The organism is Thermophagus xiamenensis (assembly GCF_900112795.1).
Classification (GTDB): domain Bacteria; phylum Bacteroidota; class Bacteroidia; order Bacteroidales; family Marinilabiliaceae; genus Thermophagus; species Thermophagus xiamenensis.
In genome coordinates, this window is sequence record NZ_FONA01000014.1 from 93,716 (window position 1) to 107,702 (window position 13,987).

Annotated in this window: 12 protein-coding genes; 9 read left to right on the plus strand and 3 right to left on the minus strand. The window is 39.6% G+C overall.

Annotation, left to right across the window (positions count from 1 at the left end; all coding sequences use genetic code 11):
• Positions 1-3: 3 nt before the first annotated feature.
• From rpsR to BM130_RS09845, 3 genes are all read left to right on the plus strand, one after another.
• Complete coding sequence (gene rpsR, locus BM130_RS09835) at positions 4-273, plus strand: 30S ribosomal protein S18 (RefSeq protein WP_010527854.1); 270 nt, start codon at positions 4-6, stop codon at positions 271-273.
• A gap of 18 nt (positions 274-291) precedes the next feature.
• A complete protein-coding gene (rplI, locus tag BM130_RS09840; protein ID WP_010527855.1) occupies positions 292-738 on the plus strand; it encodes a 50S ribosomal protein L9 in 447 nt (148 codons plus the stop codon).
• Between the two features lie 191 nt (positions 739-929).
• Positions 930-1,316, plus strand: coding sequence for a methylglyoxal synthase (locus BM130_RS09845; RefSeq protein WP_010527856.1), 387 nt, complete (start codon positions 930-932; stop codon positions 1,314-1,316).
• A 189-nt stretch (positions 1,317-1,505) separates the two neighbouring features.
• On the opposite strand, the gene hcp is transcribed toward BM130_RS09845, so the two are convergent.
• Positions 1,506-3,140, minus strand: a complete 1,635-nt coding sequence (hcp, locus tag BM130_RS09850) for a hydroxylamine reductase (protein WP_010527857.1) — start codon at positions 3,138-3,140, stop codon at positions 1,506-1,508.
• Between the two features lie 176 nt (positions 3,141-3,316).
• The gene (locus BM130_RS09860) at positions 3,317-4,195 is read right to left on the minus strand and encodes an ATP-binding protein (RefSeq protein WP_010527858.1); all 879 of its coding nucleotides are present in this window, start codon (positions 4,193-4,195) and stop codon (positions 3,317-3,319) included.
• Positions 4,196-4,379: 184 nt separating this feature from the next.
• Between BM130_RS09860 and BM130_RS09870 the strand changes: the two genes are divergently transcribed.
• Entirely contained in the window at positions 4,380-5,060 is a 681-nt protein-coding gene (locus tag BM130_RS09870; RefSeq protein WP_010527859.1) for a Crp/Fnr family transcriptional regulator, read from the plus strand.
• Positions 5,061-5,278: 218 nt separating this feature from the next.
• On the opposite strand, the gene BM130_RS09875 is transcribed toward BM130_RS09870, so the two are convergent.
• The gene (locus tag BM130_RS09875) at positions 5,279-6,064 is read right to left on the minus strand and encodes an META domain-containing protein (protein WP_010527860.1); all 786 of its coding nucleotides are present in this window, start codon (positions 6,062-6,064) and stop codon (positions 5,279-5,281) included.
• A gap of 609 nt (positions 6,065-6,673) precedes the next feature.
• On the opposite strand from BM130_RS09875, the gene trhO reads away from it, so the two are divergent.
• From trhO to lgt, 5 genes are all read left to right on the plus strand, one after another.
• Positions 6,674-7,618 carry an oxygen-dependent tRNA uridine(34) hydroxylase TrhO gene (gene trhO / locus BM130_RS09880; protein ID WP_010527861.1) on the plus strand — a complete coding sequence of 315 codons (945 nt, stop codon included), beginning with the start codon at positions 6,674-6,676 and terminating at the stop codon, positions 7,616-7,618.
• Between the two features lie 5 nt (positions 7,619-7,623).
• Positions 7,624-8,631, plus strand: a complete 1,008-nt coding sequence (locus tag BM130_RS09885) for a tRNA dihydrouridine synthase (RefSeq protein WP_010527862.1) — start codon at positions 7,624-7,626, stop codon at positions 8,629-8,631.
• A 269-nt stretch (positions 8,632-8,900) separates the two neighbouring features.
• Entirely contained in the window at positions 8,901-9,368 is a 468-nt protein-coding gene (locus BM130_RS09890) for a hypothetical protein (protein WP_010527863.1), read from the plus strand.
• 245 nt (positions 9,369-9,613) lie between these two features.
• Positions 9,614-12,931, plus strand: coding sequence for a preprotein translocase subunit SecA (gene secA / locus BM130_RS09895; protein ID WP_237706141.1), 3,318 nt, complete (start codon positions 9,614-9,616; stop codon positions 12,929-12,931).
• Positions 12,932-12,966: 35 nt separating this feature from the next.
• Entirely contained in the window at positions 12,967-13,779 is an 813-nt protein-coding gene (gene lgt, locus BM130_RS09900; protein ID WP_010527865.1) for a prolipoprotein diacylglyceryl transferase, read from the plus strand.
• The last annotated feature ends 208 nt before the right edge of the window (positions 13,780-13,987 follow it).

The window sequence follows — 13,987 nt, forward strand, 5'->3', positions numbered from 1 at the left end:
GCCATGGCACAAAATCAAAGTGAAATCAGATATCTAAACCCCCCGTCGGTTGAGATCAAAAAGAAAAAGTATTGCCGCTTCAAAAGAAATGGTATTAAGTATGTCGATTACAAGGATCCCGAATTTTTGAAAAAATTTTTAAACGAGCAGGGTAAAATTTTACCTCGACGCATTACCGGGACATCTCTTAAATACCAAAGAAAAGTGGCAACAGCGGTAAAAAGAGCGCGTCACTTGGCGCTTCTGCCTTATGTAACCGATTTGATGAAATAAACCAGGGAGGATAATACGATGGAAGTAATTTTAAAAGAAGATGTGCCCAATTTGGGCCATAAAAACGATATAGTGACGGTGCGACCGGGATATGGACGCAACTATCTTATTCCAAAAGGAATTGCCATCCTGGCTACCGAATCTGCTAAAAAAGTGCTCGCTGAAAATAAAAAACAGCAAGCACATAAAGAGGAAAAAATTCGCAACGAAGCGCTTGAACTGGCTAAAAAATTAGAAGGTACTAAGGTTACTATTGGTGCCAAAACCAGTTCTACCGGGAAAATCTTTGGTTCAGTAAATAATATTCAAATTGCTGAAGCCCTTACTGAAAAAGGTTTTTCTGTCGAGCGTAAGAATATTTCTATTGTTGATGATAGTGTTAAAGAAGTAGGAAACTACAAAGCCGAGATTAAATTGCATAAAGATGTTAAGGTTGAAATTGACTTTGAAGTAGTTTCTGAATAATTTCTCTTTATTTTTTTAATTTAAGATACGTTTTCAAACAATATAAAAAGTCTGGCCTCTTTACTGATGGAGGTCAGACTTTTTTTTGTTTTTTTATCGTTGTTTTGGGAAATGGGCGAGGGTATTTTACTATTTTTGGATTCAATCACTTTATAATTTTACGATTTAAGAATTAATTTAAAACATTAGGAATGAAATTAGCAGTTATAGCACATGATGGGAAAAAAGCCGAAATGGTCTCTTTCCTGAATAAACACTACAATTTTTTACATCAGGCTAATATTGATATTATTGCTACTGGCACCACGGGTACTCATGCACAAAATGCCGGTTTAAAGGTACGCAGAGTTTTATCCGGCCCAAAAGGCGGAGATGCCCAAATTGCCGCACAAGTGGCTGAAGGCCAAATTCAGGCGGTTTTTTTCTTTCGGGATCCTTTGGATAAGCATCCCCATGAACCGGATATAAACATGCTTATGCGTATTTGCGATGTTCACAATGTCCCTTTGGCCACCAATCCTGCAACTGCTGAAATGGTTCTCAGAGGACTTACTCAAGCCTCTGACAGTAAAAAATAGAGATTGGCCAATATCCTTAAGGCCCATCTCTATTGTTATTAAAAATAAGAAGGTGTCTAAATTGTCTTTTTTATCTGTGCTTCTGGGCAATCACCCTGTAAACAAACGTGAGGCAATAAATTATTTAAATTCTCACCAGAGCATTATACAATATCTCATTGTTTTAGACACCTCTGCTTATTTATCTTTTTAAGCTATCATCTCTGCAATATCCTTTTCAACATCTGAAATAGAACCAATACCAAAATTATTTACTAATATATTGGTTACATTGGGTGATAAAAATGCCGGTAAAGTTGGTCCCAGATGAATATTTTTTATGCCTAGTGAAAGCAAAGCCAGCAGGACAATTACTGCTTTTTGTTCGTACCATGCAATGTTGTAAACTATTGGTAACTGATTAATATCTTCCAGGCCGAATATTTCTTTTAGTTTCAGAGCTATTACTGCCAGAGAATAGGAATCATTACACTGTCCTGCATCCCAAACCCGGGGAATGCCACCTATATCACCCAACGGTAGCTTGTTGTAACGGTATTTGGCACATCCGGCAGTGAGAATTACTGTATCCTGTGGTAATTCCGTAGCAAAATCGGTATAATAGCTGCGGGCTTTAACACGGCCGTCACATCCTGCCATTACTACAAATTTCCTTATTGCTCCTGATTTTACTGCCTCAACAATTTTGTCGGCCAACGCTGTAACCTGATGGTGAGCAAAGCCTCCAACTATTTCACCTTGTTCAAGTTCTTCAGGTGCCTTACATTTTTTTGCATGTTCAATCAGTATAGAGAAATCTTTCGGTTTGCCGTTTTCTCTTTCCGGAATGTGCACACACCCGTCGAAACCGGCTGTACCTGTGGTGTAGATACGATTCTTGTAGCCTGCTTTGGGCGGAACCAAACAGTTGGTGGTTAGCAATATGGGGCCATTGAATCGTTCGAATTCAGTAGTTTGTTGCCACCAGGCATTTCCGTAATTTCCTACAAAGTGTTTGTATTTCTTAAAGGCCGGATAATAGTTGGCAGGTAACATTTCGCTATGGGTATAAACATCAATCCCTGTTCCTTCTGTTTGTTGGAGTAACTCTTCTAAATCTTTGAGGTCGTGACCACTTACCAAAATACCGGGATTTTTGCCAACACCTATGTTTACTGATGTCATTTCCGGATGACCGTAGCTCTCCGTATTGGCTTTATCCAGTAATGACATAACTTCTACACCATACTTACCACATTCCAAAACCAATGATAAGAGGTCGTTGGTGGTTAAAGTTTCATCAACTGTTGCCGCCAATCCTTTTTTTAGAAAAGCATTGACCTCCTTGTCTATGTAACCCAGGTTCCATGCATGTTCTGCATAGGCAGCCATTCCTTTCAAGCCATAGGTCAGCAGTTCCTTTAGGGAACGTATGTCTGGGTCTTTATGCTCCAGAATTCCAACTTTAGTGCTTTTTTCAAGCAGGGCTTCATCCTCTTCTGCTTGCCAGGTGGCACATTCCGGAATATCGTTTTTTACGGATGTTACCTGTTTAGCGACCTCAGACCTTATTCGAAAACCTTTTTTTATTTGCTCTATTATCTTGTTCTGGTCAAAGTTGGCATTTGTAATGGTAATAAACATTGAGTCGATAATGTATTTAGATGCCTTTGACGTATCAATGCTTTCCTCTTCTGCCTTATTACTCCACCACGCCACTCCTTTTGTAACATACAGCAATAAATCTTGTAAATTGGCAACTTCAGATGTTTTGCCGCAAACACCTTTTATTTCGCAGCCAACGCCTTTGGCCGCCTCCTGACACTGAAAACAAAACATACTCATGGTTATTTTTTTAATGGATAATAGTATTATGTTATTCAATATTTTAGTTAATTCATTGTTCTTATGGAACTCACATGACCATATGTTTACATACAATCGGGCAGTGCCGTGTTTTCCTGGTCAGATTCGTTTCATGTGGGAAGGGGGGGGTAATAATTATTTTATTCTACAGAGAATTATACCCATTCCTCTTTAAGTATTTCACCTTCAATTGAAACAATAATTTTTTTTATAGGAACCTTTCGGTAGGTCATTGTTGCTGCTTTTTGAGCTAAATTCAATAATCCACCACAACACGGAACTTCCATCATCGCCACGGTTAAGGTATTAATTTGGGCTTCTTCTATTAAGTGTGTAAGCTTCTTCAAGTAAATTTCCATTCCCTGATCCAGTTTAGGGCAGGCAATAGCCAACATTTTTCCTTTTAGTAATTTATGATGAAAATTGCCCATGGTAAAGGCCACACAATCGGCTGATAGAAGCAAATCTTTACCTCGAAAGTAATCTGCAGCAGGATTAACTAAATGCAATTGTACAGGCCACTGTTGTAATTCTGAGGGTTGATTTAGTTTTTCTGTCATTTGTGTGTTGGTCCCCGACCTTTTAATACTAATGCTTTTAGAGCCAGGGCAGCCTCCGCCATGGTCGTTTTTTATAAGTTGCAAACCTGGATGATGTAATTCTTTAATTATATCCTTTATGTCAAAAGGCAACGTTGCTTTTATGGATTGTAAGTATTCAAGCCCTTCCTGTAAATATTGCTTTTGTTGATGCTCTTTTAAATGTTTCAGATGGGCTATTACAGTGTTTTTACCCTTGCTTACCATTTGTTTTATTGTTTCAACTTCATTATAAGGTTGGGTTTCTCTTTTTTCAATGGTGATGGCATTTTGCGGACAATGCCCTAGACAGGCACCTAAGCCGTCGCACATGAGTTCACTTACCAGCCGCGCTTTCCCATCAATTAGCGCCAACGCTCCTTCATGACAGTTAGGAATACAATTTCCACATCCATCACAAAGTGTCTCATCTATTTGTACTATTTCTCGTATCATATTTTTCTTGATGTTATCTTTCGTTCTTTTATTTTAATGCAAATAAAAGGACAAAAAACTCTTTTGTTTGTAACATTTGTTACATTTATGGATATTTTTCCAATAAAATTGAATTTATCCAGGGGTTGGAAAACAGAAGCAAAGCGTAGTAAAGAAACAGTTACCCAAAAAATTAGCCGTAAAGATGAATGAAGAAATTTTTAATACGCCTTTATTTAATGGGCTCACCAGAGAGGAGATAAAGACATTGCTAGAGAGTGTCGTTTGCCAATACCGACGCTATTCCGAAGGGCAGTTAATAGCTTCTGCTGGTGAAGTTTGCAATGCACTTCAAATTGTTTTAAAAGGTAGAGTAAAAGGTGAGATGATCGATTTTTCCGGGAAAGTTTTAAAAATTGAAGAAATTTACCCACCTAAACCTTTGGCCGTGGCTTTCTTATTTGGCCAAAACAACCGTTATCCGGTTACTGTTAGTGCTGTTGTGCCTACCTTATTGCTGGTAATTCCAAAAAAATCTGTGGTCTCACTAATGCACAACAGCGAAATTTTTCTGATTAATTTTCTGAACGCCATTTCCAATAGAGCCCAGTTTATTTCCGGAAAACTAAGATTTCTTTCTTTTAAAACCCTTCAAGGCAAACTGGCGCATTTTCTCATTGAGCAGGATAATATCCAAAATAAAAATGGCCGCATCTTTTTAAGTAAAACGCATGAAGAACTGGCCGAATTATTTGGTGTGGCCAGGCCTTCTCTTTCCCGTGCCATTCGTAAATTGCATCATCAGGGTATTATTCGATGTTTTGGTAAAAATATTGAAATTATTAACTGGGATGAACTCAAAAATATTGGAAATAAAACCGGTTAATTTATTTGTATAGATTTGTTAAAGGTGTTGGATGAATGAAATTTAATGCTGGTTTTTAGTGGTTAACATTAGTCATTAATGTAACCAGCACTAATTACTGTTCACTAATCACTAAAAACTTCTTCTGCCTTCTGCCTGTATACTTCTGCCTAAATAATACATGTTCTTATTGTGAAAAACTTGCCATGTCATGCCGTTTCATTTGTTGTTTTATTTTCCTAAAGATTTTGCATCTTAAAAGTGCCTAGGGCTTTTTGGTTTTGATCCATTAGTATTAATGAAGCATTTTCCAAAGAATAATAACGGCTCTGCCTAAGCATATCCAGAAAGGCATTTTCAACCTCCATGGTGCTTGTGCAAAATTTTTTGGTTGCTATGATTTCGCTTATCTTAATTGTATTGTTTAGTCCCAATTTATAAGTTCCCGAGAAGGTATTGCATCCTGAAAAACCATATATCTTTTTGTTATTAGTATGGAATTGTATATGGGGCGACTGGTTGGAAGAGTGATTCCATTTTAATGATATTTTAGAAAGTTCTCTTAATTGCCATTTATGCGCTGATAGTTGAATGGAATCTTCTATGCTTGGAGAAGTTGTGCGTTCTATCCGAAGAAAATAGTCATTTTCTTCTCCTGTATTAAATTCATTAATGCTGCTATCCATTAACAACAAACCGTTTTTTCTGATACGGATAATCGTCTTATTGTGATTGGTACTATTGAGTAAAAGCGTTTTTTTACTGTTGGTACATTGTACCGTCCCTTTTTCGATGATTGGTGCTATGTTTTTTTCCAGGTAAGCTTTGGTTAACTCATAAGTTCCATCTTCTTTGATTACTAACGTTACTTTTATGCCGGGACAATCCAGGCAGGGAAAGGTTCCTGTAAATACTCCATTTAGTTTTTTCTTACAAATATTTTCCTGACCGTTAATAACGGGATTAATACCCCAGGAGAAAAATAATAGGTAAAAAAAGAGCAAGATTAAGGTTTTTCGTGTCATGGTTCTATTTTTTATGGGTTAATGAGTGTAATACTTTTTCTTGAATTAACCAATTATGTTATTCTATGGACTTTTATTGCAAGAGTTACTCCATTTTTCTAATTTTTAACTTAGTAATTAATTTTTTTGTCCTGTGTTTTCAGAATCACTTCAATCATGAGACGAAATAATAGTAAAAGGTTGCTTCATGGTCGACTTGAATTTAATTCGTATTAAATTTACTTAAATTATTGCGCTGTTGATTGTTGAAATTGGTCATTAGTTTAATAGTAAATCAATTCTAATCACTAAAAACTTCTCCTTCTTTCTGTCTGTTCACTTCTTCCTCAGTATTTTATACATGTTCTTATTGTGACAAATCTTCCAGGTTATGTTCGTTTCATTGTTTTGGTTTTTATTTTACTTTTACCTTTCAGTTTTACATTATTACCATAGGACTACAAAATTGAAAATTTTAATTGAATCTTCAATTTTTTTGATATTCAATTTTGGTCCTTGTTGCAGAAATAGACCTGAGCCAGTATTTTATTCAATTAGGATTTTTTTGTCCGAAAAATCATCTTTCTTATCTTTGCCCTGATTAAACTAAAAAGGTAAAAGAGATTAAAGATGCTGTTATATAATAGATTAAGCCGACCCGAATTGGAAGCTCGGTTACGTTCTGAGACTTTTCGTCGACGCACGCTTTCTTTTTATCGCTATGTAAATATTGATAACCCCCGGGAGATGCGTGACCGACTTTATATTGCCTGGGATCGTTTGAAATGCTACGGCCGGGTGTATGTGGCCAACGAAGGCATTAATGCTCAAATGAGCGTTCCGGAGCATAATATTGAAGCCTTATTGAACCATCTGGATTCGGTCCCCGAATTAGCTGGGATGCGGATTAATTGGGCTGTAGAAGATGATGGAAAATCGTTTCTCAAATTAGTTATAAAAGTTCGAAAAAAGATTGTGGCTGACGGTCTTAACGAGCGTCTTTTTGATGTTACCAATGTTGGGAACAGGCTTTCACCTTTGGAATTTCATCAGCTGGTGGATAAAGAGGATGTGGTGGTGGTTGATATGCGTAACCGCTATGAAAGTGAAGTTGGACATTTTAAAAATGCTATTTGTCCCGATGCCAGGACTTTTCGTGATGAAATTAAAATCGTTGTTGACCAATTAAAAGACAAAAAAGATCGAAAAGTTCTGTTGTATTGTACCGGTGGTGTCAGATGTGAAAAGGCCAGTGCCTGGCTTCGACATCATGGATTTAAAGATGTTAACCAATTGCATGGTGGCATTATTTCTTATGCTCATGTAATAAAAAAAGAAGGGTTGCCATCAAAATTTATTGGAAAGAATTTTGTCTTTGATGAACGACTGGGAGAACGGATCACTGATGATGTTATTGGTCGTTGTCATCAGTGCGGGGACCCATGCGACACGCACCGAAATTGTGCCAATGACAAATGCCATAAACTTTTTATCCAATGTGATAAGTGTTTTGAAAAGCATCACGGATGTTGCTGTGAGGACTGTGTGAATACATTGGAGGAAATAAGGAGATAGCAATTATGCCTGATGTTTCAAAAAATTTTTGGACCTCCGGACAGCGACCACTCTTAATGCTGGCACCAATGGAAGATGTTACCGATACTGCTTTTCGGGAGGTGGTATTGAGAAATACTAATCCGGGTGCCTTGAATGTGGTTTTTACTGAATTTACATCTACCGATGGATTATGCCATCCCAAGGGCAGGGAGGCTACCATTCATCGGCTTTATGTGAGCGATACGGAAAGGGCTTTGTTGAAAGAAAAAGGGGTTAAAATTGTTGCACAAATTTGGGGAAATAATCCTACCCATTTTTATGACTCTGTGCGAATGATTTCCCAAGAGATGGCTTTTGACGGTATCGATATCAATATGGGTTGCCCGGTGCGCAAGGTGGTGGCCAACGGTTGTGGTTCCGCTTTGATTGATGATGAACCCCTTGCTGCTGAGATTATAGCGGCAACGCGTGAAGCTACTTCCCTCCCCGTTAGTGTTAAAACCAGATTGGGGGTAAAAATAGTGGATACAGAACGATGGATTTCATTCCTCCTCGAACAACCCTTAGATGGCATTATCTTACACGGTCGCATACAAAAACAAATGTCGGAAGGGGATGCTGATTGGAATGAAATTGCCCGTGCTGTGGCTATTCGAAATTCTAAAGGTCTCTCGATCCCCATTATCGGGAATGGTGATGTTTTTTCTCTCGAACAGGCCCATAATAATATTAAGAAATATGGAACCGATGGGGTAATGATTGGCAGGGGCATATTTTCTAATCCCTGGCTTTTTGCAGAAAAGCTGCCTCAGGAAATTTCCATTCAAAAGCGTGTCGATACTTTATTGACTCACATAAACCTTTTTGAAAAAAAGGGTACAAGCATTAAAGCATTTCCGGTTTTAAAGAGGTTTTTTAAAATTTACATCTCCGGATTTAATGGTGCAGCGGAACTTAGGAGCCAGCTTATGCAGACCTCTACACCCTCTGAGGCAAGGAACCTGCTAAATAATTTTATCGCCGTAGCGTGAATTGTTTTATTCTGACTTTTGGTTAGCTGCTTGGTTTAAAAACGAGCCTGGCTACTTTGGAAAAACACTTTTTCTCTGATTCTTCCTCTAAATTTCTAACTGCTTCAATCCATTAATTATACCTCAGCTTAATATTTATAGGAATAATAGCTTTTACGAGAATACTATTTTGTTTTAATGGTGTCTTAATAATAAAAAAGCACCAAAAAAGGTTTCTGTTTGCAAAACTTTTAACATCTTTACCATTTGAAATCAATAGGTGTTTTTTTGTGAGAAATTATTCCGAAATAGGTTGTCTTACTCTTCTGGGAGTGACACTTACGGTTTATGTTACCGTTGGGTATTCTACAGAAGCCAATTTAATTCCGGACCGGTCCGCTAAAAATGTTTTTTCACAATCATGCGATGCGGATAGAGAAGGGAATGCTTATTGCCTGTCGGTTACATATGGCAGATGTCAGGAACAATGCCTTGCACTGGTTTTGCCCTCAATTCCCGCCCTTTCATTCTCTGATCCGATTTGGGATATTAATATTTCGGAAAGTTTATATATACCTGTTATTAAAGGTTTCTCTAATAGTAAAATGCCGGTAGCTTTACCGGTAAATAACTTAACTTTTGCTACTTCTCAACCTACCACCACATTTTTGGGGAGGGGGGATTGCGATATTCTTTTCTTAGCTACTTTTGAGCTTTGTCCTGAAATTAGGGCCGGTCCTCTTGCTTTTTTTTCCTGAATGAAGTTAACAAAACCATTTCGTCTTATTAATATTTAACAAAAAGGCCACAAAAGTTCCCGGACTATTTATCTCTCAATCAATGAACGCCGAAGTTGGGTGAGTATGATTAATTCTGTTGTAATAGATGTCATACTTTTGCTCTTTTCACTTTAATGTTGATTTAGAGTTGTTTTGGGGTTTTTGTTCGAGATTAATTTTAATAATTAAAACAGATTTGAATTATGCCGGTTTTAAACCAGATAATGACAAAACTTTTTGGCAGTAAGTACGAACGTGATAAAAAACAAATACTGCCTATTGTTGAAAAAATAAAAGCAGTTTCTCCCGAATTGGAAAAGCTTTCCAATGATGGGTTGCGTGAGCGTTCTCAAAAGTTAAAGGCTACCATACAGGGTTCAGTAAAAGATGAGCAAGCCAAAATTGAAGAACTAAAAAAGCGCGTAGAAGCTGAAAAGCTTGACATTGAAGAACGCGAAAATATTTACAAGGAAATCGATAGGCTGGAAAACGATATTACAAAAAAGCTCGACGAGGTTCTTAACGACAAACTCCCTGAAGCCTTTGCCATCGTAAAGGAGACAGCCCGACGGTTTAAGGAGAATGAAACCATCGAAGTAACTGCTACCGATTTTGACCGTGAGTTGGCAACCACTAAAGATTTCGTAGAAATCAAAGGCGATAAGGCCATCTATCATAACTCCTGGCAAGCCGGTGGTAACAAAATTACCTGGGATATGGTCCATTACGATGTCCAGCTGTTTGGGGGCGTCGTACTTCACCAGGGCAAAATTGCCGAAATGGCTACTGGTGAAGGTAAAACACTGGTGGCTACCTTGCCGGTTTTCCTTAATGCCCTTACGGGTCGGGGTGTGCACCTGGTCACCGTTAACGATTATCTGGCAAAACGGGACTCCGAATGGATGGGGCCTATTTACCAATTCCATGGGTTGAGTGTCGATTGCATTGACAAACATCAACCCAACTCGGAAGCGCGACGTGAAGCCTATCGGGCAGATATTACCTACGGTACCAATAATGAATTTGGCTTCGATTATCTGCGCGATAACATGGCTATTTCACCAAAGGATTTGGTGCAACGAACCCATAATTACGCCATTGTGGATGAGGTCGATTCCGTGCTGATTGATGATGCACGTACCCCTCTTATTATTTCCGGGCCTGTTCCCAATAAAGGGGCAGATGAACTCTTTATGGAGTTTCGACCCAAAGTTGAAAAGCTCTTTGAGGCTCAAAAAGCACTGGTGTCAAAAATATTGGCCGAAGCCAAGCAGAAATTAAAATCGGATGACTCTAAAGTACAGGATGAGGGAGCTCTCTTGCTTTTAAGGGCTTACAAAGGATTACCCAAAAGCAAACCGCTTATCAAATTTTTAAGCGAGCAGGGGGTCAAAGCACGCATGTTGAAAACCGAAAACTTCTACATGCAGGAGAACAATAAAAACATGCACATTGTTACCGACCCCCTCTATTTTGTTATCGATGAAAAAACAAATTCGGTAGAACTCACTGAAAAAGGTATCGACCTTATTACCGGCTCCAGCGATGACCCCGATTTCTTTGTTTTGCCTGATATTGGCTCCGAAATTGCCGCCATTGAAAAAGATGCTTCCCTTAGCGATAAGGATAAAGTGGCCAAAAAAGATGAGCTGCTGCAAAACTATGCCGTCAAGTCTGAACGTGTCCACACCGTTAATCAGTTGTTGAAGGCTTATGCCATGTTCGAGAAAGATGTGGAATATGTGGTGATGGACAACAAAGTGAAAATTGTGGATGAGCAAACCGGTCGTATCATGGAAGGGCGACGCTATTCCGACGGTTTGCACCAGGCCATCGAAGCCAAGGAACGCGTTAAGGTTGAAGCTGCTACTCAAACTTATGCCACAATCACTTTGCAGAACTACTTCCGGATGTATAAAAAACTGGCCGGGATGACCGGTACGGCCGAAACTGAAGCCGGTGAGTTCTGGGATATCTACAAACTGGATGTGGTCGTTATTCCTACTAACAAACCGGTTATTCGGAAAGATTATGACGACCTGGTATACAAAACTACCCGCGAAAAATATAATGCCGTTATTGAAGAAATAAACAATCTTGTTAAGGCCGGACGGCCTGTATTGGTGGGTACCACATCTGTTGAAGTCTCCGAATTACTGAGTCGTATGCTTAAACTCAGAGGCATTAAGCATAATGTTTTGAACGCCAAACATCACCAACGCGAAGCCGAAATTGTTGCCGATGCCGGAAATAAAGGGGTGGTTACCATCGCTACCAATATGGCCGGACGGGGTACCGACATTAAATTGTCGCCGGAAGTGAGAGAAGCCGGAGGTTTGGCAATTATCGGTACCGAACGACACGAATCGCGAAGAGTGGACCGTCAGTTACGCGGGCGGGCCGGACGGCAAGGGGACCCCGGATCTTCTCAATTCTTCGTTTCTCTTGAAGATAATCTGATGCGCCTCTTCGGGTCCGACAGAATTGTCAAATACATGGACCGTATGGGGGTTAAAGAAGGAGAGGTGATTCAGCATAAAATGATTACCCGTAGCATCGAACGGGCACAGAAGAAGGTGGAAGAAAATAACTTCGGCATCCGGAAGCGCCTCCTTGAGTACGATGATGTGATGAATTCGCAACGGGAAGTCATTTACACAAAACGTCGACATGCCCTCTATGGTGAACGAATTCAGGTCGATATTGCCAATATGATTGCCGATACCTGCGAAGCTATTGTCGATGAATACCAAAAAAATAATGATTTTGAAGGCTTTAAAATGGAGCTGGTACGTACCTTCTCCGTTGATTCGCCCTTCGATCAGGAAGAGTTTTCTCAAGCCAGCCTGGAGGTCCTTACCGACCGTCTGTACAAAAAGGTTTGGGAAAGTTACCAGCGGCGAATGGATACCATCGCACATCAAGCCTTCCCCGTCATAAAGGATGTTTATGAAAATAAAGGGCAGGTGTATGAAAACATCGTTGTGCCTATCTCTGATGGTCAAAGGGTTTATCAAATAATCACCAATCTTAAGGAAGCTTACGAAACGAATGGTGAAGGTTTAGCAAAATCTTTTTCCAAAAACATTTTGCTGCTGACCATTGATGAAGCCTGGAAAGAGCACTTACGCGAACTCGACGACCTGAAACAAGCGGTGCAGAATGCTTCTTACGAACAAAAGGATCCCTTATTGATCTATAAGTTTGAATCATTTAATCTCTTTAAAGAGATGATTAATGAGATTAACCGTAAGGTGGTGTCGGCACTGGCTAAGGCACATATTCCCATCCGCGATGCATCTCAGATCAGACAGGCCGAAGAACATAGAAGACAGGATCTGGGTAGGCTGAAACTGCAAAAAGATGAAATCCCGGGAGCCGGCATACCCGGAGGTATGCCTGGCAGAAAACCACAGGGAGCAGCACCTAAAGGAGAACAAAAAGTTCAGCCTATTCGTGTCGAGAAAAAAGTGGGGCGTAATGATCCTTGTCCTTGTGGTAGTGGGAAGAAGTATAAACATTGTCATGGCAAAAACGCTTAATTTTTATTGGTCGCATCTTTTAAAACAGTTGGATTATGTTTCTATTTAATTATATCACCTGGAATCCCGACCCGGAGATCTTTTCTCTGGGTCCCTTGTCGGTAAGGTATTACGGACTGTTTTTCGCCATCGCCTTCCTGTTGGGATACTATATTATGGAACGTATGTTCAAGCGGGAGGCAGCGCCCGAACAATGGCTCGACAAACTCTTTGTCTATGTGGTCGTGGCTACGGTTATTGGTGCGCGGTTAGGGCATGTCTTTTTTTACGGATGGGACTATTATTCACAACATCCCGGTGAAATTCTGGCCATTTGGCATGGCGGACTGGCCAGCCATGGCGGGGCTATCGGTATCCTTATCGCCATCTATCTGTTTTCAAAAAAGGTTTCCAAAAGATCTATGCTGTGGACCCTCGACAGATTGGTGGTCCCGGTGGCATTGGCAGCCGTTTTTATCCGGTCGGGAAACCTGATGAATTCTGAAATTGTGGGTACTGTCACCGATCTTCCCTGGGGATTCCGCTTTTTGAGAGCATCGGTCGAAAACCCTGAGTTGCCCAGGCATCCCAGTCAGATGTATGAGGCTTTGGCCTATCTGGTAATATTTGCTTTTCTAATGTACCTTTATTGGCGAACTGAGGCGCGCCTCAGGCAGGGACTCCTTTTTGGCCTTTTCCTGACGGGTGTCTTCACCGCTCGCTTTTTCATCGAATTTGTAAAAGAGAATCAGGAAGCTTTTGAAGAAGGTATGGCCCTCAATATGGGACAAATATTAAGTATTCCGTTTGTGTTGGCAGGGCTATATTTTATTTCCAGAGCCATGAAAAAACCTCCTGTCAGAAAATAAAGGTCATTTATTATATTTTTTGTTGATAAAAACCGAATCCCTGTGGTCCCGACTTATTGGTGTAACCACAGGGATTTTTCATGCTTATGACTAAATTCTGTTTTGGTTATAAACCCGGATTATGTAATAGGAATTAATAATTGTGTTGAAAGTATTAATTTTAAAGGCGATATTTAATTTTAAATTTTCACCCAAATGGTTAACCTTC